Source organism: Dactylosporangium cerinum (assembly GCF_042653625.1).
GTDB lineage: Bacteria > Actinomycetota > Actinomycetes > Mycobacteriales > Micromonosporaceae > Dactylosporangium > Dactylosporangium cerinum.
Map to the genome: position 1 here is coordinate 541,777 of NZ_JBHSIU010000130.1, position 24,460 is coordinate 566,236.

The 24,460-nt window shown below is 72.3% G+C and carries 23 protein-coding genes; 10 read left to right on the forward strand and 13 right to left on the reverse strand.

Going from position 1 to position 24,460, the window contains the following annotated elements:
* Positions 1–107: 107 nt before the first annotated feature.
* The gene (locus ACFPIJ_RS60350) at positions 108–1,244 is read right to left on the reverse strand and encodes an LCP family protein (RefSeq protein WP_380128593.1); all 1,137 of its coding nucleotides are present in this window, start codon (positions 1,242–1,244) and stop codon (positions 108–110) included.
* Between the two features lie 64 nt (positions 1,245–1,308).
* Positions 1,309–2,253 carry a sulfotransferase gene (locus ACFPIJ_RS60355; RefSeq protein WP_380128594.1) on the reverse strand — a complete coding sequence of 315 codons (945 nt, stop codon included), beginning with the start codon at positions 2,251–2,253 and terminating at the stop codon, positions 1,309–1,311.
* Between the two features lie 208 nt (positions 2,254–2,461).
* Here ACFPIJ_RS60355 and gndA point away from each other — a divergent pair, with 208 nt between their 5' ends.
* Entirely contained in the window at positions 2,462–3,898 is a 1,437-nt protein-coding gene (gndA, locus tag ACFPIJ_RS60360) for an NADP-dependent phosphogluconate dehydrogenase (RefSeq protein ID WP_380128595.1), read from the forward strand.
* Between the two features lie 139 nt (positions 3,899–4,037).
* On the opposite strand, the gene ACFPIJ_RS60365 is transcribed toward gndA, so the two are convergent.
* The gene (locus ACFPIJ_RS60365) at positions 4,038–5,363 is read right to left on the reverse strand and encodes an MFS transporter (protein ID WP_380128596.1); all 1,326 of its coding nucleotides are present in this window, start codon (positions 5,361–5,363) and stop codon (positions 4,038–4,040) included.
* Between the two features lie 67 nt (positions 5,364–5,430).
* On the opposite strand from ACFPIJ_RS60365, the gene ACFPIJ_RS60370 reads away from it, so the two are divergent.
* From ACFPIJ_RS60370 to ACFPIJ_RS60400, 7 genes are all read left to right on the forward strand, one after another.
* Positions 5,431–5,799: a MerR family transcriptional regulator gene (locus ACFPIJ_RS60370; protein WP_203844729.1), complete on the forward strand. Its 369-nt coding sequence runs from the start codon at positions 5,431–5,433 to the stop codon at positions 5,797–5,799.
* Positions 5,800–5,848: 49 nt separating this feature from the next.
* Complete coding sequence (locus tag ACFPIJ_RS60375) at positions 5,849–6,349, forward strand: SigE family RNA polymerase sigma factor (protein ID WP_380128597.1); 501 nt, start codon at positions 5,849–5,851, stop codon at positions 6,347–6,349.
* Positions 6,346–7,209 carry a hypothetical protein gene (locus tag ACFPIJ_RS60380; protein WP_380128599.1) on the forward strand — a complete coding sequence of 288 codons (864 nt, stop codon included), beginning with the start codon at positions 6,346–6,348 and terminating at the stop codon, positions 7,207–7,209. Before ACFPIJ_RS60375 ends, ACFPIJ_RS60380 begins: the two co-directional genes overlap by 4 nt.
* Positions 7,206–7,760, forward strand: coding sequence for a GNAT family N-acetyltransferase (locus tag ACFPIJ_RS60385; RefSeq protein ID WP_380128600.1), 555 nt, complete (start codon positions 7,206–7,208; stop codon positions 7,758–7,760). The genes ACFPIJ_RS60380 and ACFPIJ_RS60385 overlap by 4 nt, the downstream gene beginning before the upstream one ends.
* A gap of 348 nt (positions 7,761–8,108) precedes the next feature.
* On the forward strand, positions 8,109–10,181 hold the full coding sequence (locus ACFPIJ_RS60390; protein WP_380128601.1) for a discoidin domain-containing protein: 2,073 nt from the start codon (positions 8,109–8,111) through the stop codon (positions 10,179–10,181).
* Entirely contained in the window at positions 10,178–11,476 is a 1,299-nt protein-coding gene (locus tag ACFPIJ_RS60395) for a DUF1996 domain-containing protein (RefSeq protein WP_380128602.1), read from the forward strand. The genes ACFPIJ_RS60390 and ACFPIJ_RS60395 overlap by 4 nt, the downstream gene beginning before the upstream one ends.
* A gap of 97 nt (positions 11,477–11,573) precedes the next feature.
* Positions 11,574–12,614, forward strand: a complete 1,041-nt coding sequence (locus ACFPIJ_RS60400; RefSeq protein ID WP_380128603.1) for a LacI family DNA-binding transcriptional regulator — start codon at positions 11,574–11,576, stop codon at positions 12,612–12,614.
* A 7-nt stretch (positions 12,615–12,621) separates the two neighbouring features.
* Here the strand turns inward: ACFPIJ_RS60400 and ACFPIJ_RS60405 are convergent, their stop codons facing one another.
* On the reverse strand, positions 12,622–13,269 hold the full coding sequence (locus tag ACFPIJ_RS60405; RefSeq protein ID WP_380128604.1) for a response regulator: 648 nt from the start codon (positions 13,267–13,269) through the stop codon (positions 12,622–12,624).
* Positions 13,266–15,524, reverse strand: coding sequence for a sensor histidine kinase (locus ACFPIJ_RS60410; protein WP_380128605.1), 2,259 nt, complete (start codon positions 15,522–15,524; stop codon positions 13,266–13,268). The genes ACFPIJ_RS60405 and ACFPIJ_RS60410 overlap by 4 nt, the downstream gene beginning before the upstream one ends.
* A gap of 35 nt (positions 15,525–15,559) precedes the next feature.
* Here ACFPIJ_RS60410 and ACFPIJ_RS60415 point away from each other — a divergent pair, with 35 nt between their 5' ends.
* Positions 15,560–15,907 carry a hypothetical protein gene (locus ACFPIJ_RS60415; protein WP_380128606.1) on the forward strand — a complete coding sequence of 116 codons (348 nt, stop codon included), beginning with the start codon at positions 15,560–15,562 and terminating at the stop codon, positions 15,905–15,907.
* A gap of 138 nt (positions 15,908–16,045) precedes the next feature.
* Here the strand turns inward: ACFPIJ_RS60415 and ACFPIJ_RS60420 are convergent, their stop codons facing one another.
* The 3 genes from ACFPIJ_RS60420 to ACFPIJ_RS60430 form a co-directional block, all read right to left on the reverse strand.
* Positions 16,046–17,101 carry a hypothetical protein gene (locus ACFPIJ_RS60420; RefSeq protein WP_380128607.1) on the reverse strand — a complete coding sequence of 352 codons (1,056 nt, stop codon included), beginning with the start codon at positions 17,099–17,101 and terminating at the stop codon, positions 16,046–16,048.
* A 26-nt stretch (positions 17,102–17,127) separates the two neighbouring features.
* Positions 17,128–18,018, reverse strand: a complete 891-nt coding sequence (locus ACFPIJ_RS60425) for an NAD(+)/NADH kinase (RefSeq protein ID WP_380128608.1) — start codon at positions 18,016–18,018, stop codon at positions 17,128–17,130.
* A gap of 178 nt (positions 18,019–18,196) precedes the next feature.
* On the reverse strand, positions 18,197–19,288 hold the full coding sequence (locus ACFPIJ_RS60430; RefSeq protein WP_380128609.1) for an SPFH domain-containing protein: 1,092 nt from the start codon (positions 19,286–19,288) through the stop codon (positions 18,197–18,199).
* A 77-nt stretch (positions 19,289–19,365) separates the two neighbouring features.
* Here ACFPIJ_RS60430 and ACFPIJ_RS60435 point away from each other — a divergent pair, with 77 nt between their 5' ends.
* Complete coding sequence (locus ACFPIJ_RS60435) at positions 19,366–20,028, forward strand: NUDIX hydrolase (RefSeq protein WP_380128610.1); 663 nt, start codon at positions 19,366–19,368, stop codon at positions 20,026–20,028.
* Here ACFPIJ_RS60435 and ACFPIJ_RS60440 read toward each other — a convergent pair.
* From ACFPIJ_RS60440 to ACFPIJ_RS60460, 5 genes are all read right to left on the reverse strand, one after another.
* Positions 20,025–20,651: an FMN reductase gene (locus ACFPIJ_RS60440; protein WP_380128611.1), complete on the reverse strand. Its 627-nt coding sequence runs from the start codon at positions 20,649–20,651 to the stop codon at positions 20,025–20,027. The two genes, ACFPIJ_RS60435 and ACFPIJ_RS60440, sit on opposite strands and share 4 nt — an antisense overlap.
* Positions 20,648–21,736, reverse strand: coding sequence for an LLM class flavin-dependent oxidoreductase (locus tag ACFPIJ_RS60445; RefSeq protein WP_380128612.1), 1,089 nt, complete (start codon positions 21,734–21,736; stop codon positions 20,648–20,650). Before ACFPIJ_RS60445 ends, ACFPIJ_RS60440 begins: the two co-directional genes overlap by 4 nt.
* Positions 21,737–21,857: 121 nt before the next feature.
* On the reverse strand, positions 21,858–22,643 hold the full coding sequence (locus tag ACFPIJ_RS60450) for an ABC transporter permease (RefSeq protein WP_380128613.1): 786 nt from the start codon (positions 22,641–22,643) through the stop codon (positions 21,858–21,860).
* A 1-nt stretch (position 22,644) separates the two neighbouring features.
* Complete coding sequence (locus ACFPIJ_RS60455; protein ID WP_380128614.1) at positions 22,645–23,430, reverse strand: ABC transporter permease; 786 nt, start codon at positions 23,428–23,430, stop codon at positions 22,645–22,647.
* Positions 23,427–24,431, reverse strand: a complete 1,005-nt coding sequence (locus ACFPIJ_RS60460) for an ABC transporter ATP-binding protein (RefSeq protein ID WP_380128615.1) — start codon at positions 24,429–24,431, stop codon at positions 23,427–23,429. Before ACFPIJ_RS60460 ends, ACFPIJ_RS60455 begins: the two co-directional genes overlap by 4 nt.
* Between the last annotated feature and the right edge of the window lie 29 nt (positions 24,432–24,460).

Below are 24,460 nucleotides of genomic sequence, written 5' to 3' on the forward strand. Positions count from 1 at the left end.
ATGGTCGCTGCGCTCCCACTCAAGCTGTTCCTGGCTCCGTCGGCTTCGCCGGCGGTTCCGTGGGGGGCTGCGCCTCCCCACACCCCCCATGGTCGCTGCGCTCCCACTCAAACCTTAGGGTGCGATGATCCAGTCCGGGTGCTCCTCGGCGAACGCGTCCAGACGATCGGAGCGCGCGAACGAGAACAGGTCGAGGTCGTCGGGTCGAGCTGCTCGAAGGCCGTGCCGTTGCGGACCGCCGCGTTGAACTTCCCGCCGTTGGTCCGCAGCATCGTCACCGCGTCCGGCCGCAACCCGCGCAGCAGCAGCACCCAGTCGGTCACGGACCGCCCGTTGCCGTCGAACGTGAGCGACTCGCCGACCGCGGTCAGCGTCCGGTTCAGCGCCAGGGGGTTGCCGAGCACGCCGGCCGAGGTGATCCGCGCGGCGAGCGCGGTGATCAGCTGCTGCTGGTGGCGCTGCCGGCCGTAGTCGCCGTCGGGCAGCAGCTCCCGCTGCCGCACGTAGTCCAGGGCCTCCCAGCCGGCGAAGTGCCGGCAGCCGACCGGGTACACCTGCGGCCGGACCCCGGCGATGCGCTCCGGCCGGAACGTCGGCGGGATGAGCCGGAACGGCGGGGTCTGCCGGCCCTTCGCGTCCCACCCGATGTGCACGGACACGGTCTCCACGTCCACGCACAGGTCGACCCCGCCGACCGCGTCGACGATGCGCCGCAGCCCGGTGAAGTCGATGATCGCGCCGGCGTCGAACGCGAGGCCGGTGAGCCGCCGCACGGTCGTGGCGAGCAGCGCGAACCCGCCGGCCCGCCCGCCCTGTTTCGAGCCGGCCGAGAACGCGGCGTTGAGCTTGTCGGTGCCGTACCCCGGGATCTCCACCTTCGTGTCCCGCGGCAGCGACACCAGCCAGGCCCGGTCCCCGCCGGCGGACACGTGCACCACGATGATCGAGTCGGCCCGCGCGCCGGCCTCGTCCTCGCCGGGCCGGGCGTCGATCCCGACGAGCAGGATGTTGCGCCCCGGCTGGGCGTCGGCGGCACCGGCGTCGGCGGCCGGCTGGGAGACGATCGGGCCACCCGGCAGCCGCGGCGCCGTCTCGATGGTGATCTCCCGCGGCGGGCTGTCCCGGGCCGCCTCGCCGAGCAGGTCCATCTGGTCGATGGTGCCCGTGTAGTGCCGCCATGCCACGGTCCCGCCGCCGGCGAGCACGGCCAGGGCGGTGACGGTGACCACCAGCCAGCGCCACACCGCGCCACCTCCACGCCGAGCGAACCGGTCCCCACGGTCCTGATCGGCGGCGGAAGGGTGCAGCTTAGGAGTCGCGGTAGCCGTACCGACGCCGCAGCGGGAACGTCACAGCGGCGGTCAGTTGCCGGTGGCGGGGTGCCATGCCCGTGGTCCACTCGTCGTCCAGGCGCAACGGCACCGCCCCGGAACGGAACCGGACCGGGTTGCCCGACACCTGATGCGTCCGGCGCACGAACAGTTCACCCCGCTCGCCGACCCGCACGGCGGTGGCCGGCACGCCGCTGAGCCGGGTCACCGCGCGCAGGGTCGCGTCCGGCTCGGCGATCAGGTCCTCGTAGCGGAACCGCAGGTACGGCAGCCCCGCCCGGTGCGCGATCCGCTCCGTCGCGAGGTTCCATGCCGACCAGTACAGCGCCGTGCAACCGGGATGCATGCGGGGCATCAGCTCGCCGTTCGGGGCGTCCGGGTCCTCCTTGTGCCGCTGCCACGAGTACGCGACGGCCCGCGGATCCCGCACGATGTGCGCCACCTTCACGTCCAGCCCCGGCGCCTGCAGAAGTGCGGTCAGGTAGGACGGGAACTTCGAGGAGTCGACGACGACGTCGGCGCCGCTGACCTTCGCCACCGCCCGGTACAGCTGCGACAGCGCCTCGTGATACCAGCGCAGCTCGGCCCTGCTGGTGTGGCCGGCCGGGCGCAGCAGCAGCCCCGGCAGGTGCCGGGTGCGGAACCGGCGGGACGCCTCGTCGAGCTCGCGCAGCTCGTCGTCGTCCGGGATGCGCCCGTACGCCTCGTGCAGCACCTCGACCCAGAACTCGCACGAGCGCAGCGGCGTGCCGCAGCTGCACCGCCGGTTCTGCAGCAGCCCGCGCTCCCACAGGAACTTGATCTCACCGACGCCGACGAGGCCCGGCACCTGGTCGAGCATCCCCTCGGCGAGGGTGCTGCCGCTGCGCCCCCACCCGGCGAGGTACAGCACGCGGGTGGTCGGTGGCGAGTCGGTGTGCACCTTGGCTCAACGTTTCGCCCGCTCCGCGGGTTACGACCAGATTAGCCCGATTGAACCGAAGTGTTCGGCCCGCGGATCCTGGGAACCCTCGCCCGTGCCGTGCCGGGGCGTGACAGCAGGCGGGTAGCCTGGTCCGACGCGCGCTTCGAACCGTGATCCCGGGGTAGTGATCGCCGGTCGAGGCGAGATTTTGACTGGAGAGGTTCAGATGTCCGACCTTGCTCAGATCGGCGTTACCGGTCTCGCGGTGATGGGACGTAACCTGGCCCGCAACCTGGCCCGCAACGGTTACGCCGTCGCCGTGCACAACCGCTCCTACGAGCGCACCCGACGCCTCGTGGACGAGTTCGGGCACGAGGGCACCTTCGTGCCGAGCGAGTCGATGGCCGACTTCGTCGCGTCCCTGGCCCGTCCCCGCGCCGTCATCATCATGGTGAAGGCCGGCGGCCCCACCGACGCCGTCATCGACGAACTGGTCCCCCTGCTGGAGCCCGGCGACATGATCGTCGACGCCGGCAACGCCCACTTCGCCGACACCCGCCGCCGCGAGCAGGCCCTGCGGGCGCAGAACCTGCACTTCGTCGGCACCGGCGTCTCCGGCGGCGAGGAGGGCGCCCTGCTCGGCCCGTCGATCATGCCCGGCGGCTCGCCCGAGTCGTACCAGACCCTCGGCCCGATGTTCGAGAAGATCGCCGCCGTCGTCGACGGCACGCCCTGCTGCGTGCACATCGGCCCCGACGGCGCCGGCCACTTCGTGAAGATGGTCCACAACGGCATCGAGTACGCCGACATGCAGCTCATCGCCGAGGCGTACGACCTGCTCCGGGCCGGCATCGGCGCCACCCCGGCGGAGATCGCCGACATCTTCCGCACCTGGAACACCGGCGACCTCGAGTCCTTCCTCATCGAGATCACCGCCGACGTCCTCGGCCACGTCGACGCCGACACCGGCAAGGCGTTCGTGGACATCGTCCTGGACCAGGCCGAGCAGAAGGGCACCGGCCGCTGGACCGTGCAGAGCGCCCTCGACCTGGGCGTGCCCATCACCGGCATCGCCGAGGCGACCTTCGCCCGCTCCCTGTCCGGCCACGCCGACCAGCGTGCGGCCGCCCGGGTCGCCTTCCCGTCCACCTCGGGCGGGCTGTCCGTGGCCGACCGCGACCAGTTCATCGAGGACGTGCGGCTCGCGCTCTACGCCTCGAAGATCGTCGCGTACGCCCAGGGCTTCGACCACATCGAGGCCGGCAGCCTGGAGTACGGCTGGGACATCGACCGTGGCGCCGTCTCCACCATCTGGCGCGGCGGCTGCATCATCCGGGCCCGGTTCCTCAACCGCATCCGTGAGGCGTACGACGAGAACCCGGGGCTGAAGAGCCTCATGGTCGCGCCGTACTTCGCCGACGCCGTCAACTCCGGCGTCCCGTCCTGGCGCCGCGTGGTCGTGGCGGCCGCGGAGGCGGGCATCCCGACGCCGGCGTTCTCGTCGTCGCTTGCGTACTTCGACGGTCTGCGCGCCGAGCGCCTGCCGGCGGCGCTGATCCAGGGGCTGCGGGACAACTTCGGTGCGCACACGTACCGCCGGACGGACCGCGACGGCACGTTCCACACGCAGTGGGCCGGCGACAAGAAGGAATACTCGGCCTGACGTCGTGTCCCTCGGGGGTGGGTTTGGCCTGCCCCCGGGGGGCGTGGTTGCGGTTCGCGTTTCTGGTCGACATGACCTTCAAGTCCCCGCAACTTCTGGGCGAATATTTGAAGGTCTGGACGACAAAGGACCGCGAACCTCAGCGGGAAGCCGCCACAGGTTCCCGGCGGACCGCTGGAACCCCGATACCGACCAGCAGCGAGCCGGCCAACGCCGCACAAGCCGTCACCCCGAACGCCGCCCCGAACGACCCGCCACCCCCGAGCACCAGCGTCAGCACGGCAACCGTGACCGCCCCCGCCAGGTACTGCGACGTCGTCAGCACCGCCCCCGCCGAGGACTGCTGCGCCGCCGGCACGTCCCGGCCGCCGAGCAGGAACATCGCCGTGTAGATCATCCCGTGCGCGAAGCCGCTCAGCAGGAGCCCCGGCAGCAGGCCGGCGGCATAGGGCCCGCCGCCGAACACCGCGAGCCAGCCGAGTCCGAGCGCCGCCAGGGCGAAGCCGCCCGAGAGGACCGCGGGGGTGCCGAAGCGGCGCACCGCCCGGCCGGTGACCGCGCTGCCCACGGTGACGAGCGCGGCGAGTGGCAGGAAGGCCAGCCCGGCCCGCAGCGGGGCGTAGCCGCGCGACGTCTGCAGCAGCAGGGTCACCACGTAGAACTCGGAGCCGACGCTGGCCATGTACAGCGCCGTCGCCGCAACGCCCACCCGCAGGCTCCGGATGCGCCGCAGCGACGGCTCCACCAGCGGTGCGCGACCGGCGCGTTCGTGCGCGACGAACCCGGCGGTCAGCAGGGCGGAGGCGGCGAGGGTGGCGAGGGTGGCCGGGGCGGTCCAGCCGGCCGTGCCGGCGAGGGTGAGGCCGAGGACCGCGCCGAGGGCGGCGCCGGTGCCGAGCAGCGCGCCGGGCAGCGGGACGCGGGTGCCGCCCGCGGCCGCGGACCGCAGCCAGACGAGGCCGCCGGCCAGGCACAGCAGCGTCACGGGCACGTTGACGAAGAACGTCCAGCGCCACGACACGCGGGTCAGCACGCCGCCGAGGACGACGCCGGCGGCCAGGCCGGACGCGCCGACCGCACCCCACACCGACAGGGCCCGGGACCGGGCCGGGAACATCGTGCCGAGCAGCCCCAGGATCGCCGGTTGCAGCAGCGCGGCGGCGAGGCCCTGGGCGAACCGGGCGCCGAGCAGCACCCCGCCGGACGACGCGAGCCCCCCGCCGATGCTGGCCACGCCGAAGATGACCATCGCGGCGACGAACAGCCGGCCGGCGCCGACCCGGTCGGCGAGCCGGCCGCCGACGAGCAGGAAACCGGCGAAGGGCACCGCGTAGGCGCTCACCACCCACTGCGCGGCCGCCAGGTCCAGGCCCAGGTCGGCGGCCATGCCGGGCAGCGCAACATAGACGATCGAGTAGTCCAGGGCCAGGAGGAACTGGGCGAGGGACAGCAGGAGCAACGGCATGCCTAGGATCATCGAAGGTTCACACTGATGTGAACGTCAAGTGCACTACCAAAGTGCAGGAGTGAGCATGCGCATAGGCGAGCTGTCCCGCCGGACCGGTATCCCCACCCGCCTGCTGCGGTACTACGAGGAGCAGGGGCTGCTCACGCCCGTGCGGCTGGCCAACGGATACCGCGACTACGCCGACCGGCTCGTCGACCGGGTCGAGCAGATCCGCGGGCTGCTCGACGCGGGGCTGCCGACTCGGGTGATCCGGGAGGTGCTGCCCTGCACCGACAACCCGTGCACCATCACGGTCACCGACGCCAGTGACGAGCTCGTCGGGCTGCTGGAGGCGGAGCGCGACAAGATGGACGCGCGGATCGAGTGCCTGGCCCGCAACCGCGACGCCATCGCCGCGTACCTGCGCCAGGTGGAGGCGGCCAGAAAACGGTGACAACCATTTCCCGGGCCGGTGTTGTTGACCGGCCAGGGGAGGGTGACCGATGGAGGACTTCGAGGCGTACGTCAGCGCGGCGTGGCCACGGCTGCTTCGCTCGGCGTGGCTGCTGACGCACGACTGGCACCGGGCGGAGGACCTGGTCCAGACGGTGCTGGCCCGTGCGTACGGCCGCTGGCCGCGGATCAGGGACGGCGCACCGGACGCGTATCTGCGGGCGATGCTCGCCAGCACGTACCTGAGCTGGTGGCGGCGACGGTGGCGGGGGGAACTGCCGACGGAGCAGCTGCCGGAACGGCCGGCGGGCGGGGGCGAGCTCGAGGGGGTCGAGCTGCGCCACCTGCTCGCCGGTGCCCTCGCCCGGCTGCCGCGGCAGCAGCGGGCGGTGCTGATGCTGCGGTATCACGGCGACTTCACCGAGGCCGACACCGCGCGGGCCCTGGGCCTGCGGATCGGCACCGTCAAGTCGCACACGTCGCGCGCCCTGACGGCGTTGCGCCACGACCCGCAACTGCGGGCCTTACTGAGCGAGGGAGTGGGTCGATGAGCGACGAGGAACAGGTCATCGACCTGCTCGAACGGGCGGTGGCCGAGGTGCCGCCGGCGCTGCTGCCGGCGCCGCACGCGCAGATCCGCCGCCGGGTTCGGCGCCGTCGCGCGGCCGGGTGGGGCGCCGCCGTGGCCGCCGCCCTGCTGATCGTCGCCGGGTTCGCGGTCGCGCGGCCGGAACCGGGGGTCGAGCTCCAGGAGCCGGCCGCGTCCCCGGCCCCGTCGATGCAGGTGGCGCCGGGCGTGCCATGGATCGGCGCGCGGATCGACCGGACCGGCACCAGGATCACGGTCTTCGCGGCGCCGCTGCTCGGCAAGTGCATCGACCGGGACCCCGCCCGCGACGAACTGGTGCTGGACGACGACCGCGCCTGGATTCTCCTCGACGGCGTGTACACCGGCTGCGGCGACGACACGCAGGTGGCCGCCCGGACGTTCGAGCTGCCCCAGGCGATCGGCGACCGGTTCCTGGTGGACCGGCGGAGCCCGTCCGGCCAGCCGTTCGTCTTCTCCGACAAGGATCTGCCGGACCTGGCGGCGGGCGGCTGGAGCGAGGTGCAGTCGGTCTGGCTCGGCTCCGGCGCCGCCGTCCTCGAGCTCGTCTTCACCCGGGCCGGCGGCCCGGACCTGGTCATCTCGCCGATCCGCTGGCAGCCGGAGCCCGACGGCCGGATCGCGCCGCCCGATCACACCCTGCAGGTGGGCAACCGCCGGATCGACGTGTACGACCGGGCCGGCAGCCTGGCCGCCGGCTGGTGGTCGCCCAACCAGGACGTGCGCTTCACGCTGGAGGTGTCCGGCGGACCGATCGGAAAATCCGAGTTCGACGCGATGCTGCGTGGTATGACCTGGGCGTGACCACACCCCTTACCGAACCAGTCATCGAGGTGGCGACCCCCGCGCATCGTGCCGCGGCGGTCGCCACCGTCGTTGCGGCGTTCGCCGCCGACCCGGCGTTCCGGTTCTTCTGCCCCGACGACGAGACGTACCCGAGCGACGCGGCGGCGATCGCCGGCGGCCTGTTCGACTCGCGGGTCGGGCACGGCACCGTCTGGGTCGCCGACGGCGGGGCGGCCGTCGCCATGTGGGACGGGCCGGACGCGCCGCCGTCGAGTCACCAGCCGATCGGGCGGTTCGCGGTGTACGAGCATGCCGTCGCCGCCGTGATGCCGACGTATCCGCGCTGGTACCTCGGCGTCCTCGCCTGCCACCCGCAGCGCCGTGGACAGCGGCTCGGCCGTGCCGTGATGGCGCCGGGCCTGCGCCGGGCCGCCGGTGCCGGGCTGCCGGCGCTGCTGGAGACCTCCAATCCCGGCAACGTCGAGGTGTACCGCAGCGTCGGCTTCGACATCCTCGAACACCTGACCGTCGATGCCGACCTGCCGGTCTGGATCATGCGCCGGCCGTAACACGGCGGCCCCGGCGCGCTGACCTGGGGAGAGCGCTCCCGCAGGCATCACATCAGGCTTTGTCACTGTGCGACGCAGCGTCAATCGCCCGTGAGCTGCTGGTAGTCGATGTTTGGAGAGCGCTCTCCCATTCGGGCCGAAGCATTGACACGATTCGAGCAAGGGTTCACAGTGACCGGATGAGAGAGCGCTCTCTCATCCCTCTGCAACACACTGGTCACCCGAGCGACACGAATGGAGCTCCTTATGAGTTGGTCGGCACCCGCCCCCGGCCATCGACGTCTCTCACGATTTACGACCGGCCGGCGTGCGCTGCGCGCCGGTGCCATCGCCACCGCGGTGGCTGCGATGCTGTGCACCTACATCGTCGTGGTCGTGACCCGCGCCGACGCCGCGGAGACCCTGCTGTCGCAGGGTAGGCCCACCACCGCGTCCTCGATCGAGAACGTCGGCACCCCCGCTGCCAGCGCCACCGACGGCAACGCCGGGACCCGCTGGTCCAGCGCGTACAGCGACCCCCAGTGGATCCAGGTCGACCTCGGCTCCACGCAGACCATCACCCGGGTCGCCCTGAACTGGGAGACCGCGTACGCGACGGCGTACCAGATCCAGACCTCCGCCAACGGCACCACCTGGACCAACATCTACAGCACGACCACCAGCACGGGCGGCAACCAGAGCCTGCCCGTCTCCGGCTCCGGCCGGTACGTGCGGATCAACACGACCGCCCGCGCCACGCAGTACGGCGTGTCGCTCTGGGAGTTCCAGGTCTACGGTGGCGACACCACGCCCGGCACCTGCGGCACCGCCAATGCCGCGCTCGGCAAGACCTACAGCGCCTCCTCGACGGAGAACGCCGGCACGCCCGCCGCGTCCGCGTTCGACGGCAACAACGGCACCCGCTGGTCCAGCGCCGCGAGCGACCCGCAGTGGGTCCAGGTCGACCTCGGCTCCACCCAGGTCGTCTGCGGCGTCACGCTGAACTGGGAAGCGGCGTACGCGACCGCGTACACGATCCAGGTCTCCACCAACGGCACGACCTGGACGACCATCCACACCGCCACCGGCGCGACCGGCGGCGTGCAGACGCTCACGGTCACCGGCACCGGCCGGTACGTGCGGATGAACGGCACCGCCCGGGCCACCCAGTGGGGCTACTCGCTGTGGGAGTTCCAGGTCCGTACCCAGGGTGTGCCGTCGACCACCAGTGACACGCCGAGCAGCCCGAGCAGCTCGCCGAGCCAGCAGCCCGGGAACACGGTCCTGCTGTCGTACAACAAGCCGGCCGTCGCCTCGACGTCGCAGAACGACAGCAACTGCAACCCGTGCACGCCGGACAAGGCGTTCGACAACGACCCCGCGAGCCGCTGGGCGACGAGCCCGACGAACGGCTGGGTCGACCCGGGCTGGATCTACGTCGACCTCGGCGCGACCGCGCAGATCAAGCAGGTCGTGCTGCAGTGGGACCCGGCCTACGCCGTGTCGTACCAGATCCAGACCTCGCCGGACGCGAACAACTGGACGCCGATCTACACCACCACGACCGGTAAGGGCTTCAAGGAGACCCTGACGGTCAACGGCACCGGCCGCTACGTCCGGATGTACGGCACCGCCCGCTCCAACGGCTACGGCTACTCGCTGTGGGAGTTCAAGGTGTACGGCACCGGCGGCAACCCCGTGCAGCCGCCCGCGTTCCCGGCCGACCCGGTGTTCCCGGCGTCGAACCTGGTGTGGGCCGACGAGTTCAACACCGGCACCAACGTCGACACGTCCAAGTGGACGGTCGACCCCGGCACCGGCCAGAACGGTGAGATCCAGTACTACACCAACCTGGAGAACACGTCCGTCTCCGGCGGCTCGCTGGTCATCGAGGCCCGCAAGCAGACCCTCGGCGGCCGCGACTACACCTCCGGCCGGATCAACACCAGCAACAAGTTCTCCACCCAGTACGGCCGCATCGAGGCCCGGATCAAGGTCCCGAAGGGCAACGGCCTCTGGCCCGCCTTCTGGATGATGGGCACCGACTTCCTGCAGGGCCGGCCCTGGCCGTACAACGGCGAGATCGACATCATGGAGATCCTCGGCAAGAACACCAGCGAGATCTACTCGACGCTGCACGCGCCGGCCTACAACGGCGGTGGCGGCTACGGCCAGAAGATCGGCACGGTCGACCTGTCGCTGGACTACCACGTCTACTCGACCGAGTGGGACAGCAAGCACATGACGTTCCGCGTCGACAACCAGGTCATCCTGGTCGCCAACAAGGACACCGTCGAGACGACCCGTGGCCCGTGGGTCTACGACCACCAGTTCTACCTGATCCTCAACCTCGCGGTCGGCGGTGACTTCCCGGGCCCGATCGACGCCACCACGCCGTTCCCGTCCCGGATGTACGTCGACTACGTGCGGGTCTACAAGTGAGCGCCCGGGTCCTGGGGAGGGGCCTGACCAGGAAAGCACTGATCGGGCTGGCGCTCACCGCACTGGTTGGTACGTACGCATTTTTGCAGGGCTCCGCGGACGCCGCCGAGATCCCCATCTCGCAGGGCAAAGCGGTCACCGCCTCGTCGGTTGAGAACGGAGGGTCGGCGGCCGCCAACGCGGTCGACGGCAACGGGGGCACCCGGTGGTCGAGCGCGTTCAGTGACCCGCAGTGGCTGCAGGTCGACCTGGGCGCGCCCGCCACGATCACCCAGGTGGTGTTGAACTGGGAGGCCGCGTACGCCCGCGACTTCACCATCCAGACGTCGGCCAACGGCACCTCGTGGACGACGATCAACACCACCGTCAACGGCACCGGCGGGGTGCAGACGCTGAACGTGTCCGGCTCCGGCCGGTACGTGAAGCTCAACACCACCCGCCGGGCCACCCAGTACGGCGTCTCGCTGTGGGAGTTCCAGGTGTTCGGGACCGGTGGGTCGACACCCACGGGTGGTCCCACCACCATCCCGCCGGGCGCGGTCCGGGTCGCGGAGTTCCTTGCCGACTGCCCGTTCAGCCACCGGCTGCCGGACGACCCGATCGTGTTCCCGGGCCTGCCCGGGGCGTCGCACATGCACAGCTTCTTCGGCAGCACCGTGACCAACGGCAACAGCACGGTCACCGACCTTGCCAACGGCCCGAGCAACTGCAACCCGGCCGTCGACAAGTCCTCGTACTGGGTGCCCACCCTGTATCAGGACGGGGTCGCGAAGGAGCCCGTGATCACCACGTTCTATTACCTCGGTGAAGGGGTCAGCGACGCCGTGCGCGAGCAGACCCAGTCGCTGCCCTTCGGGCTGCGGATCGTCGCCGGCAACGCCAAGGCGACCGCACCCGACGCGACCACCATCTCCCGCTGGTCCTGCCTGCACCACAACGAGTCAGGCGCGGGGAAGGACTTCATCAACTGCCCGGCCGACTCGATGCTGGAGTCCTACCTGGACTTCCCGCAGTGCTGGAACGGGCGTGACCTGGACTCGGCCGACCACAAGAGCCACATGGCCTACCCGGTCAACGGGGCCTGCCCCGCCACCCACCCGGTGCCGGTGCCGAAGCTGCGGCAGGTGCTGCGGTACCCGGTGAACGGTGACCCGTCACGGATCCGGCTCAGCTCGGGTGCCGGGTTCACCATGCACGGCGACTTCTTCAACGCCTGGCCGCAGGCCGAGATGGACCGCCGGGTCGCGTACTGCATCCGCCTGAAGGTCAAGTGCGGCGCGAACGGGCAAGCGTAGTTATTTAGGAACCGGCCGTGGATGGACGTGCCTCAGTTGCCGTCCATCCACGGCTCCCTTTTCTCACCGCGCGGGGGCACGATCTACCGTGAGAACCATGACGGGCAGCGAGACGCGACCACCCACCCTGGAACAGGTCGCCAACTACGCCGGGGTGTCCCGCGCCACGGTCTCCAGGGTGATCAATGGGGTGCAGACCGTCGACCCCGAACTGCGGCGCACCGTCGAGCGGGCGATCGCCGCGACGGGCTACGTGCCCAACCTCGCCGCCCGGTCGCTCGTCACCCGCCGCACCGACTCGATCGCCCTCGTGGTGTCCGAGCCGGAGAACCGCGGCTACGAGACGCCGTTCCTCACCCGCACGTTCACCGATCCCTACCTGGGCCGGGTCACCGCCGGCGCGCAGGAGGTGCTCCGCCCGCTCGGCATCCACCTGGTCATCTTCCTGGCCGACCCGCCGGCCCGCGAGCACGTCATGCGCTACCTGCGGCAGGGCCACGTCGACGGCGCCCTGCTCATCTCCAGCCACGTCGACGACCCGTTGCCCGGCCAGCTCGTCGACCTCGGCGTGCCGTGCGTGCTGTCCTGCCGCCCCGGCCAGCCGGTGCACACCAGCTACGTCGACGTCGACCAGCGCGCCGGCGTCCGCATGGCCGTCGACCGCCTGGCCGGCCTCGGCCGCCGCTGCATCGCCACCATCACCGGCCCCCTCGACATGCCGGCCGCCCAGGACCGCCTCGCCGGCTTCCGCGCCGCCGTCGCCGCCCACGGCCAGACCCACGCCCCCTACGTCGAGGGTGACTTCACCCGCGGCGGCGGCGAACGGGCCGCCCGCGCACTGCTCGCCTCGCATCCCGACGTCGACGGCGTCTTCGTCGCCAACGACCTCATGGCCGACGGTGCCCTGCGCGTCATCCAGGAAGCCGGCCGGCGCGTCCCCGACGACGTCGCCGTCATCGGCTTCGACGACAGCACCGCCGCCCTGGAGTGCCACCCACCGCTGAGCACCGTCCGCCAGCCGGTCGAGGAGATGGCGGGGGAGATGGCGCAGCTGCTGCTGACCCGCATCCGCGAACCCGGCCGCTCCCCGCGGTCCGTCATCTTCAACCCGGAGCTGATCCTGCGCGCCTCCGCCTGACCGGTGTTCAGGACCCCGGGGTGCGGCCCAGGCCTGCCTCGCGGGCCTGGACGATTGCCTGGGTCCGGGTCGGGACCTGCAGCTTCGTGAGGATCGTCGAGACGTTGTTGGCAACCGTCTTGCCGGACAGGTGCAGCGTCCGGCCGATCTCGGCGTTGGACAGGCCCGACGCGAGCCGGTCGAGGATCTCCAGCTCCCGCGCGGTCAGCTGCGGGAAGGGGCGGTCCCTCGCCGGAGGGGTCGCGAACCACTCGCGGAGCCGCCCGGCCAGGGCGGCGCCGAAGACCGGCTGGCCGGACGCGGCGGCGCGGACGGCGGCGATGATGTCGCGGCCCTCGGCGCCCTTGACCAGGTAGCCGAGCGCGCCGGCGCGGACCGCGGCGAAGACCGTGTCGTCGTCCTCGAACATGGTCAGCACGAGCACCGCGGTCGCGGGGCGGCGGGCGAGGATCTCCCGGGTCGCCTCGATGCCGTGCAGGCCGGGCATCTGCAGGTCCATGAGGACGACGTCGGGGGCGAGCTCGACGGTGCGCCGGACGGTCTCCCGGCCGTCGCTGACCTCGCCGACGACCTCGATGTCCTCGACGGTGCCGAACACCGCCCGCAGCCCCTGGCGGACCAGCGGATGGTCGTCGGCGAGCAGGACCCGCGTCACGATGCCACCGCCGAGGCGGATCCGGTCCCCGCCACGTCCACCGGTGCCGGGCCCGGACGTGGGCCCGGCGCGGCACCACTGGCGCTGACCAGGACCGCGCCGCCGGGCTGATCAGCGGCCGGGTCGCCAGGCTGGACTGCGGCCGGGTCGCTGGAAAGCAGGGACAGGGCCGGGGGCGCGTCGTTGGAGAGCGGGAAGCGGGCCGTCACGGTCGCGCCGCCCGCCGGGGCGGGGCCGGCGTGCAGCGTGCCGCCGAGCTCCTCGGCGCGCTCGCGCATCGCGGTCAGGCCGACGCCCGGCTGCCACGGCCGGCCGGCGGTGCCGTCGTCGCCGACCTCCAGGACCAGGTCGCGCTCCCGCACGGCGACCCGGACCCGGCAGTGGGCGGCGTCGCTGTGCCGGACGGTGTTGGTGACAGCTTCCACCGCGATGCGGAACACCGCCACCTCGACGGCCGCGGGCAGTTCCGGCAGGTCACCGGCGGTGACGGTGACCGTGGTGCCGGCGCCGGCCCGGAGCCGGTCCGCCTGGGACCGGAGCGCGCCGACCAGGCCGAGCTCGTCCAGCGCGGGCGGGCGCAGCCCGTGCACGAGGCGCCGCAGCTCGGCCAGGGCCTGGGTGGTCGCCTCGCGCGCCTCGCCGACGTATCGGGCGGCACCGGCCGGGTCGGCGTCGAGCCGCGCGGCGGCGGCGTCGAGGGTGAGCCCGACCGCGGTGAGCACCGGGCCGATGCCGTCGTGCAGGTCGCGGCGCAGCCGGCGGCGTTCCTCCTCGCGGGCGGTGACCAGCCGTTCGCGGGAGCGCAGCAGCTCGGCGGTGAGGCCGGCGGCGTGCACGGCGACGCCGAGCTGGCTGGCGACGTCGTCGAGGAGCGCCGCGTCGCGGTCGTCGAAGCCGTCCTCCCCACGGCGCGGTCCGGCCGCGAGGAAGCCTTCGACGCGCTGCTCGAACCGCAGCGGCCAACGCCGGACCAGCGGGCCGGGGGATCCGGTGCCGGCGAGGACGGCGCCGTCGGCGCGTTCGATCGCGACGTAGGGCAGGCGCAGCGACGTCGCCGCCGACTCCACGAGGGAGGCCAGGACGTCGCGCTGCGGGACGGCGTTCAGCTGGCGGCCGAGCTCCCGCAGCGTGCGGTACGGATCGCTGCGGTCGCCGTAGAACAGCCGCTCCACGAGCCGCTGCACCCGGGCCCGCACCGGCGCGAACAGCAGCGCGACGGCCGCGGCCGCGACCGGGGCGGCCAGCCGGTCGCCGGCGAGCCGCACGAGGAGGGCGGAGACGCCGAGGTACGCGCAGACGAGCAGCACCGTGACCGACGCGTAGACGGCTGACCGCGCCACGATCGTGTCGATCGCCCAGAGCCGGTACCGCAGCACCGGCACGGCGAGCGTGAGCACGAACAGCACCGGGTCGAGGGCGTTGAACTCGCCGAAGTGGTCGGTGACGGCGAGCGGGAAGAGGGCCAGGGCGCCCAGGACGCCGACGGCGCGCCACTTGAGCTGCTGGCGTTCGACGCCGCGGGCCCGCAGGTATCGCACGACGACGCCGAGCCCGGCGACCAGGCCGAGCAGCACGACGCCCGGCGCGAGCACCAGGAGGGCCTCGCCGGCGGCACCCTGCGGTTCGAGGCCGTCCAGCTTCTCCGCCGTGACCGCCACCACGATGCCGCCCGCGACGACGAGGACCGTGCCGGTGATCAGCGCGATCTCCAGGACCCGACCGCGCCACGTCGCCGGGCGGCCGGCCGGGAACCGGACGTTGATCAGACCCTGCACGGCGATCGGCAGGAAACCGAAGCTGGCGGCGGCCAGGCCGCACCGGATGAGGAAGCCGTCGGCGCCGCGGCTCGCCGCCTCATACGCCGGCAGCACCGCCGCGACCTGCACGACGACCAGGACGGCGGCGCCGGCGAGCAGCCAGCCGAACGGCAGGTCCGGCCGCCGGTGGATGAGCACGGCCCCGGCGACGCCGTAGGACACCATCGTGGCGAGGGACTCCAGCCATCCCTGGTCGTCGGGCCCCCGGTGCCCCTCGGCCAACCAGGCGAGCAGGAAGACGACGCCGACGATGACGACGGCCAGGGTCGCCGCGGCGCATCGGGCGGCGGCGGGGCTGGGTTCGCGGGCGGTGTCGATGCGATGAGCATCGCGCCCCGCCGGCCGGTGCGGCAATGGCCGGCGTTCCCGTGGGACCGGGAGTTCCTCCCGGCGGGTCGGGAACGGCAGCCCTGGGCCGGGGTACGGCCGTGCCCGCACGCTCGGTGGACTTCGACAACCATTGAGGAGATGTCATGAGGACCATCCGGTACACGGCCGCGGTCGCCGCCGTCGTCATGTCACTGATGAACCTGCCGTTCGTGTTCGACGACGGCGGGGCCGGTCTGGCCATGCCCGTGCGGATCCTGGTCAGCATGCTCGGGCTGCTCGGGCTCGCCGCCGCGGTCGCGCTGCTCGCCAAGGCCTCGTGGGGCGCGGCCGCGGTCGCCGCGGTGGGCGCCGTGAACCTGGTCGGCGCGGTGGTGAGCGTCGCGGCGGGCATGGAGGGCGGCCTGATCGGGCTCACGGTGAGCCTGGTCATGACCGCCCTGGCGGTGGCGGCGCTGGTGCTGCAGGGCCGCGCCGCACCGCGGGCCGCCTGATCCCCGGTGGCGCCGGGCACCTGAACGACGGCCGCGTGCCAGGGTGCCCGGCACGCGGCCGCGCGGCACCGAGCGAGGTCCGGGGTCGGGCGGCGGGGTCGGGCGGCGGGGTCAGGCAGCCGGGTCAGGCAGCCGGGGTCAGCGGGCGGTCCGGCGGTTCGTGCGGCGGCGGGCCACGGGCTTGGCCTTGCTGCGGCTCTTGGCCTTGCGGCGGGGGACGACGGCCTGCCAGCGCCGCTGGCGCAGGATCTTCTCGTAGCGCTCGACCAGCCGCTCGCGCTGCTTCTTCGTGCAGCCGAGCTGCTCGGGTTCCATGCGGGCGATCCGGTCGGCGATGACGGCGGCGGCGGCGAAGCGGGCCCAGGTCGGCTTCTGCCGGGCCAGGCGGCGGACATGGGCGGCGAGCACGTGCCGGGCCGGTGGGTAGTCGGCGAGGCTCATGCCCTGGCCGGAGCCGTCGGCCATGGCCCGCAGCAGCGCCGCGGCGTGGTCGACGAGCTCGTCGTCGGCGGCCGGGTCGATGATCGCGGCGTGCAGGTGCGCGGCGGTGGCGACGGCGCCGGCGGTCACCGCGTCGAGGTCGTCGCCGGCGCAGGCGTGCCGCAGCAGCCAGTCGCGCACCTCGGGCAGGACCGCGACGGTGCACAGCGCCTCGATGGCGTGCACCCGGCCCCAGCCGCGGGTCCGCGCGGCGAGCCACAGCAGCGCCTCGATGCCGGCGTCGCCGCGGTGGCGCAGCGACTCGACGGCGAGGGCGCCGAACTCGGCGGACAGCAGCCCGATCGTGCGGATGAGCTCGATGTCCTTGTCGGAGGTGGTGGCCTCGGTGCCGAGCAGCGCCAGCCCGACGGCGACCTCGCGCCGGTCGACGCCGTAGCGCACGAGCCACCGGCCGGTGCGCCGGACCCGTTTGCGGCCCGCCCGCAGCGCCGCGGCGGCGACGTGTTCGTTGTCGTGGACGGGGACGTACACCTCGTCGAACGCGCCGACGAGCGCCCTGGGTGCGGCGGCCGGCGAGGCGAAGTGCTTGTCGAGGATCTTCGCGACGTCCGCGCCGACCCGCCGGGCGTCGCTGCCGATGCCGGTGCGGGGGCGCTGATCGTCTGGATACGGCGAACCACCGGCGGGCAGTGGGTCGTCCTTGCCCTGGCGGTGCAGCAGCACCGCGTGGTCGTGGAGCCGTTCACGGATCATGGCCAGTGATGGTGTCACACCGCAGGTCACATGACGAGACGCAGTTTTCTGGCGGCGACGCCGATCGTGACGCGCTGCCCCCACGACAGCTCCAGGCGGTCGGCCTCCAGGCCGTCGGCGAACACGACGAGGCCCTCGCCCTCGCTCGCCAGCTCCAGGGTTGCGGTGCCCTCGAGGCGGCCGCTGGTCAGTGTGACACCGGTCGCGGGCGACGGCCACGCCTCGCGGACGAACCAGGTCAGCGCCGGCTCGCCGGGCGCGGGCCGGTCGGGGGCGTCGGCGCGCTGCCGGGCGATCGAGGAGCACCAGCCGGTCGCGCCGGTCCCGGTGCCGACGACGACCCCGGAGGACGAGTGCCGCTCCCGTGCACCGTCCGATGTGGACAGTGTGTACCGGGCCGACTGGTGCGTGACGTGCCCGACGTAGATCTCGTTGAGGCCGAGCAGCTCCTGACCGTCGTCGAGCGCGGCGGACACCATCGTCCGGTCCTGGACCGGCAGGCCGGGCAGGTCGCGCAGCAGGCGCCGCAGCGCCTTCGGAGCATGACGGACGAGCACGCCCGGGTTCCGCTCGGGCGCCGGGTTGACCCCGATGACCGGCTGCCCGTCGAGATACTTGGCGACGTTGGCGACCAGGCCGTCCTGCCCGACCGCCACGACGACGTCCTCCGGCGCGAACAGGAACCGCGACAGGTCGGCCCGGTCGAGGTGGCCGCGGCGCCAGTCGGCGGGCACGGCCGCGCCGGCCGTGGTGAGCGCGGCCTGCTGGGCCGTGTGCCGGGCCGCGACCTCGTCGAGGTCGCGGCCGCGCTGGCGCAGGAAATACGCGGCGGCGGCGCGGGTGCCGTGCCGGGCGAGCAGCTCGTCGAGCTCGCTGCGCCGCGACACCAGCACCACCCGTGGCGCGAGCGTGCTCATGACGGCCCTGCCCACGTGTTCATGACGTGCTCCCTTCGGACATCTCTGTGATCCGGAAGACCTTGTGCTGCCAGGGGTGCACGAGGTTTACCGGATCACGGACGTGAGTCGTCTCCGTGATCCGGAAGGCCTTGTGCTGCCAGGGGTGCATGAGGTTTACCGGATCACGGAAGGTGGGTCAGCGGCCGAGGCGGTCGACGAGGCCGGTCAGCACGTCCGGGGTGACCGTCAGCTGGCCGATCTCGGGCAGGTTGCCGGCGAGCTCACGCAGCGCCAGGGCCTGCAGGACGCCGGGCGCCAGGTCCCGGTATGCGGCCAGGCGCGCGGTCTCCGCCTCGGCCTCGGCGAGACCGACGGCCCGGACCCCCTCGGCGCGCGCCTCGGTGCGGGCCCGGTCGGCGTCGGCCTCGGCGGCGGCGGTGAGCCGGGCGCGCTCGGCGTCGGCCAGCGCGGTCACCTTCGACCGTTCGGCGGCGGCGGTCGCCGCGACCTGCTCGCGCTCGGCCACGGCCTGGGCCGCGACGAGGGCCGCGGCGGCGTCGACCTCGGCCTTGCGGCGGGCGTTGGCGCCGTGCTGCTCGACCAGCTGCTGCTCGCGGCGGGCCAGCTCGATCTTGCTCTGCAGCTCGTTCTCGGCGATCGCGCGTTCCTGCTCGACGGCGCGGGCGCGGCGGGCATACGTGGCCCGGTCGGCCTCCTGCTGCACCGCCTCGCGGGTCGGGGTCTGCAGGGCCCGCTCCAGGTCCGGCTCGGGGCGGATCGCCACGACGCGGGCGCTGACGACGCTGACGCCGGTGTCGGTGAGGCGCGGGTCGCCGCTGAGCGCCTCCGCCACCGCCTCGCGGACCGGGGCGATGCCGGCGGTCAGCGCGTCGGTCAGGGTCAGCCGCGCGAGGAGATCCAGGGCGGGCTGCTGGGCGAGCTCGGCGAGCAGGGTCGCGACCTGGTCCAGGGGCTGGCCCCGCCAGGCGCCGGCCTGCGGGTCGACGGAGAAGTCGAGGCGGGAGGCGGCCACGTCGGGGGCGCTGATCCGGTAGGTGACCGTCGCCTGCACCGTGACGTCGGCGAAGTCTGCGGTCCGGGCGTGGAACAGCAGCGGCAGCTCCCGGTCGTCGACGGGCACCTCGGACAGCACGGCGGTCAGCGGCCGGTAGTAGAACGACTGGCCGATGCCCTCGTGCCGGACCTTGCCCTTGACGTGGTGGCGGACCCAGGAGGTCGGCGCGCCGCGCAGGTGGCGCAGGAAGAAGCGCGTTGTCACGTCAGCCATGGTGGCCCTCCCAATGAGTTATCGTCGTCCTGACGATATAAGTCGTCGCCGTTTCTCGTCAATGTGGTGATAAATACATGTCGTTCGCCGTGACCGTCGACCTGGTGATGCTGACGATCCGCGAGGGTGCCCTCAGCGCGCTGCTGATCCGCCGGGCGATCCCGCCGTACCAGGGCGGCAGCGCGCTACCAGGGGGATTCGTGCTGCCGGAGGAGGACCTCGACGACGCCGCGGAGCGCGAGCTGGTCGAGGAGACCGGGCTGCGGGGTGCCGGCCACCTGGAGCAGCTCGGCAGCTACGGCGCGCCCGGCCGGGACCCGCGCGGGCGGGTCGTCACGATCGCCTACCTGGCCCTGGTGCCGGACGCGCCGGCACCGCGGGCCGGCAGCGACGCCGCCGCGGCGGACTGGGTGCCGGTCGCCGCGTTGCCACCCCTCGCGTTCGACCACGGGCGCATCCTCGCCGACGGGATCGAGCGGGCCAGGGCGAAACTGGAATACACGCCCCTCGCGGCCGCCTTCTGCCCGCCGGAGTTCACGATCGCCGAGCTGCGCCAGGTGTACGAGTCCGTCTGGGGCACCCGGCTCGACCCGCGCAACTTCCACCGCAAGGTGACGTCCACCGACGGCTTCGTCGTGGCGACCGGCCGCTCCACCGCAGGCGAACGGGGCCGCCCCGCGCAGCTGTTCGTGCGCGGGGCGGCCCCGGTGCTGTATCCGCCGTTGTTGCGGAAGAGCTAGAGGCGCAGGTCGTTGGTCACCGCACGGCCCTGACCGGACAGCAGGGCGTCGAACGTGGTCGTGAGCGCGAACGGGTCCGCGACCACCGGCGACTCCCGCCGGCCGACGAGGTCCGCGAGCTCGCGCCCGGCCCGGTCGATGCGCCGGTGCAGGGTCGCGTCGCCGCCGCCGGCCCAGTCCTCCGTCGCGGCGAACACCGACGTCGGCGCCACCACCGCGTGCAGGTACGTGAACATCGGCCGAAGCGCGTGCTCCAGGGCCAGCGAGTGCCGGGCGGTGCCGCCGGTCGCGCCGAGCAGCACCGGCTTGTCGGTGAGCACGTCGTCGCCGAGCACGTCGAAGAACGACTTGAACAGGCCGCTGTAGGAGGCGTTGAAGATCGGCGACACGGCGATCACCCCGTCGGCCGCCGCGACCGCGTCCAGGACGTCCTTCAGTGCGGGCGCCGGGAAGCCGGTCAGCAGGTGGTCGGTGATGTCGTGCGCGTGGTCGCGCAGCTCCACCACCCGCACCTCGGTGCCGGTGCCGATCTCCCGGGCGGCCGCGGCGGCGAGCCGGTCCGCGAGGAGCCGGGTCGACGACGGCTGGCTCAACCCCGCGGCGATGACGACGAGGCGTTTCATGCGTCCACCTTCTCGGCCTGGGCCGCCTTCAGCGACTCGTGGGTAGGGGCGTCCGGCACGTGCGCGGGGCGGCCGACCGCGAACTCCTTGCGCAGCACCGGCACGACCTCCTCGCCGAGGATGTCGAGCTGCTCCAGGACCGTCTTCAGCGGCAGCCCGGCGTGGTCGAGCAGGAACAGCTGGCGCTGGTAGTCACCGACGTACTCCCGGAACGACAGCGTCCGGTCGATGACCTCCTGCGGGCTGCCCACGGTCAGCGGGGTCTGCGCGGTGAAGTCCTCCATCGACGGGCCGTGCCCGTAGACCGGGGCGTTGTCGAAGTACGGCCGGAACTCCCGCTTGGCGTCCTGCGAGTTCTTACGCATGAACACCTGCCCGCCGAGCCCGACGATCGCCTGGTCGGCGGCGCCGTGCCCGTAGTGCTCGAAGCGCTGGCGGTACAGCCCGATCATGCGCTGGGTGTGCTCCTTGGGCCAGAAGATGTGGTTGGCGAAGAACCCGTCGCCGTAGTAGGCCGCCTGCTCGGCGATCTCGGGGCTGCGGATCGAGCCGTGCCACACGAACGGCGGGACACCGTCGAGCGGGCGCGGGGTCGCCGTGAAGCCCTGCAGCGGGGTGCGGAACTGGCCCTCCCAGTCCACCACGTCCTCGCGCCACAGCCGGCGCAGCAGCGCGTAGTTCTCCACCGCGAGCGCGATGCCGTTGCGGATGTCCTGGCCGAACCACGGATACACGGGCCCGGTGTTGCCGCGGCCCATCATGAGGTCCACCCGGCCGTCGGCCAGGTGCTGCAGCATCGCGTAGTCCTCGGCGATCTTGACCGGGTCGTTCGTCGTGATCAGCGTGGTCGCGGTCGACAGCTGCAGCCGGCTGGTCTTCGCCGCGATCCAGCCCAGCATGGTGGTCGGCGACGACGGCACGAACGGCGGGTTGTGGTGCTCGCCGAGCGCGAACACGTCCAGGCCGACCTCCTCGGCCTTGAGCGCGATCGTCACCATCGCCTTGACCCGCTCCGCGTCGGTCGGCACCCGGCCGGTGGTCGGGTCCTGCGTGACGTCACCGACGGTGAACACTCCGAACTGCATCTCGCACGCTCCAAGCTCTCAGGTCTGACGGGCAGTAGAACATAGCTGCCGAGTCAAACATTCCGCCGGTGAACTATCGCACGGGCGCTCCTCTCCGCGATGTGGCGCAGGTCTCCACTGGTCAGTTGCCGGCGCTCTCGTAGCGGCGCAGGCCTCGCGAGAAGACGAACCAGGCCACGGCCAGGCAGTAGGCGGCGACCACCGGGGTCAGCAGGCCAACCCACGCGTCGCCCGTGTCGAGCACGAACGTGACGGGGAAGAAGCTGACGAACGCGAACGGCAGGGCGAAGCCCAGCGCCGCCTTCAGGGCGAGGGGGTAGATCGACAGCGGGAACCGGGCCAGGTCGCCGACCTGGTGCACGGCGAATGCGAACAGCGGGCTCGGGCTCTGCATCCAGAACGACACCGAGTTGGTGGCGAGGTTGATCGCGACCTTCACGGCGATCGCCGACAGCAGCACGATGACGCCGCCGGCGATCCTGCCGACGGTCCAGTCGATGCCGAGGTTGGCGATCGCGAAGCCGAGCATGAGCCCGCCGGTGACGATGTTGGAGATGCCGTTGACGCCGATCTGCATGCTGCTGACCTGCAGCACGATCGGGTACGGGCGGACCATCATGTAGTCGAGGTCGCCCTGGTTGATCTGCCAGGCCAGGTTCCACATGCCCTCGAAGAACAGCGAGCCGACGCCCTCGGCGATCGCCACCAGCGCGAACATGGCCACGACCGCCCAGAACGACCAGCCGTTGATGTGCGGCACCTTCGCGAAGATCGCCGCCAGGAACACCACGTTGACGACCTGCATGATGGCGGTCCCGACCATCATGATCCAGAAGTCGCTCTCGTACTCCAGCAGGGAGCGCAGGTGCGCGCCGAGCAGCCGCACGTACAGCCGGATGGTGCGCATCTCATCCCCCGTTCACGGTCAGCCGGCGGAGCCCCCGCCGGAACAGCAGGCGGGCGCCGTACCACATCACGAGCACCCAACCGAGCTGCGTGGCGACCAGGAGCACCGCGTGCGTGCCCGACGCCTGCCCGATGAAGATCAGTGCCGGCGTCGAGGTCAACCCCGCGAACGGCGACCACTGCGCCGTGGTCGCCAGCCAGCCCGGGAAGAACGCCAGCGGCACCAGCGCCCCGGACAGCAGCCCGGTCAGCGCCTGCCTGGCCCACAGCACGCCGACGAAGTTCTCCGTCCAGAAGCAGACGAGGGTGCTCAGGTACGACACGGAGAACTTCAACGGCACGAGCAGCACGATGCTGGCGGCGAACAGGCCCAGCATCGGCCCCGGCGGCGTGTCGAGGGCCCCGCCGACCGCGACGGTGATCGCCACGACGACGACCACGGCGACGGCCTCGATCCACACCCCGCCGGCCGTCTCGGCGAACCGGGCCCGCTGGTAGTCCACCGGCTTCACCAGGTCCAGCGAGACGAGCCCGGAGCGGATCCGGTGCGACATCCGGAAGTCCACGAACGTGCCGACGAGCGTGGCCGACGCGAACGCGACGACCAGGTAGGCCCGCATGTGCGGCCAGTCGAACCCGCCGACCTGACCGTCGGCGAGCAGGACCTGCCACACCGCCAGCAGCGCGATCAGCTGGACCGCGGCCCCGCCGAGGGACAGCAGGAAGTTGCCCCGGTACGCCAGTGCGCTGAGCGCCGCGGCCCGGGCGTGCGCGGTGTAGGGCCTCACGGCTGGAGCACCAGTTCGCCGCTGTACACCCGCCGGATGACGTCCTCGATGGACGGCTCGTCGACGTTGAAGTCGACGAGGTTGGCCAGCGGCGCGAGCGCCGACACGACGTGCCCGGCGGTCATCGTGAACCGGTCGAAACGGACCCCGAAGTGCAGCGGCGTCTCCCCGGCCTCGATCACGGCACCCGGCAGCGCGGTCCGCACGTCGTCCAGCGGCACCGCCGTCTCGGTCTGCACGTTGAGGATCCGCTCGCGGGCGAACGCGTCCTTCACCGCCTCCAGGTCGCCGTCGAAGATGATCCGGCCCTCGTCGATGATGACGAGCCGCCGGCAGAAGCCCTCGATGTCGCCGAGGTCGTGGCTGGTCAGCATGACCGTGGTGCCCTCGTCGCGGACGGTGCGGAAGAACTCCCGGACCCGGTCCTTGACCGCGAGGTCGAGCCCGATCGTCGGCTCGTCCAGGTAGACCACCGGCGGGGCGTGCAGCAGCGCTGCGGCGAGGTCGGCCCGCATCCGCTGGCCGAGCGACAGTTTCCGGCCGAGGACCGGCAGCACCTCGCCGAGTTCCAGGACCTCCTCGAACCTGGCCATGCGGTTGCGGTACGTGCCGTGGTCGATGCCGTAGACGTCGCGCAGGACGGCCAGCGACTCCGACACCGGCAGGTCCCACCACAGCTGGGTCCGCTGCCCGAACAGCACCCCGATCCGGTGCGACACCGCGATGCGGTCCTTCTGCGGCGACAGCCCGTCGATGCGGACCTCACCGGAGGTCGGCTCCAGGATGCCGCTGAGCAGTTTCACGGTCGTCGACTTGCCAGCACCGTTGGGCCCCACGTACGCCACGGCCTCACCGGCCTCGATCGACAGATCGACGTGGTCGACGGCGGTCTTGTCCACGAACCGCCGCACGAAGAGATGTTTGACGGCCCCCCGCATCCCCGGATCCTTGTCCGGCCTGCGGAACACCTTGGTCAGTTGTCGAGCCTCCACGAGTGCCATCGCCGCGAGCCTAGTATTTCTTCGCGATC

Bases quoted from the DNA above. Each gene is read 5' to 3' on its own strand.
- gndA (WP_380128595.1), top strand. From the start codon at position 2,462: ATGTCCGACCTTGCTCAGATCGGCGTTACCGGTCTCGCGGTGATGGGA.
- ACFPIJ_RS60365 (WP_380128596.1), bottom strand. From the start codon at position 5,363: ATGCCGTTGCTCCTGCTGTCCCTCGCCCAGTTCCTCCTGGCCCTGGAC.
- ACFPIJ_RS60370 (WP_203844729.1), top strand. From the start codon at position 5,431: ATGCGCATAGGCGAGCTGTCCCGCCGGACCGGTATCCCCACCCGCCTG.
- ACFPIJ_RS60375 (WP_380128597.1), top strand. From the start codon at position 5,849: ATGGAGGACTTCGAGGCGTACGTCAGCGCGGCGTGGCCACGGCTGCTT.
- ACFPIJ_RS60380 (WP_380128599.1), top strand. From the start codon at position 6,346: ATGAGCGACGAGGAACAGGTCATCGACCTGCTCGAACGGGCGGTGGCC.
- ACFPIJ_RS60390 (WP_380128601.1), top strand. From the start codon at position 8,109: ATGCTGTGCACCTACATCGTCGTGGTCGTGACCCGCGCCGACGCCGCG.
- ACFPIJ_RS60400 (WP_380128603.1), top strand. From the start codon at position 11,574: ATGACGGGCAGCGAGACGCGACCACCCACCCTGGAACAGGTCGCCAAC.
- ACFPIJ_RS60415 (WP_380128606.1), top strand. From the start codon at position 15,560: ATGAGGACCATCCGGTACACGGCCGCGGTCGCCGCCGTCGTCATGTCA.
- ACFPIJ_RS60420 (WP_380128607.1), bottom strand. From the start codon at position 17,101: ATGATCCGTGAACGGCTCCACGACCACGCGGTGCTGCTGCACCGCCAG.
- ACFPIJ_RS60425 (WP_380128608.1), bottom strand. From the start codon at position 18,018: ATGAGCACGCTCGCGCCACGGGTGGTGCTGGTGTCGCGGCGCAGCGAG.
- ACFPIJ_RS60430 (WP_380128609.1), bottom strand. From the start codon at position 19,288: ATGGCTGACGTGACAACGCGCTTCTTCCTGCGCCACCTGCGCGGCGCG.
- ACFPIJ_RS60435 (WP_380128610.1), top strand. From the start codon at position 19,366: ATGTCGTTCGCCGTGACCGTCGACCTGGTGATGCTGACGATCCGCGAG.
- ACFPIJ_RS60440 (WP_380128611.1), bottom strand. From the start codon at position 20,651: ATGAAACGCCTCGTCGTCATCGCCGCGGGGTTGAGCCAGCCGTCGTCG.
- ACFPIJ_RS60445 (WP_380128612.1), bottom strand. From the start codon at position 21,736: ATGCAGTTCGGAGTGTTCACCGTCGGTGACGTCACGCAGGACCCGACC.
- ACFPIJ_RS60450 (WP_380128613.1), bottom strand. From the start codon at position 22,643: ATGCGCACCATCCGGCTGTACGTGCGGCTGCTCGGCGCGCACCTGCGC.
- ACFPIJ_RS60460 (WP_380128615.1), bottom strand. From the start codon at position 24,431: ATGGCACTCGTGGAGGCTCGACAACTGACCAAGGTGTTCCGCAGGCCG.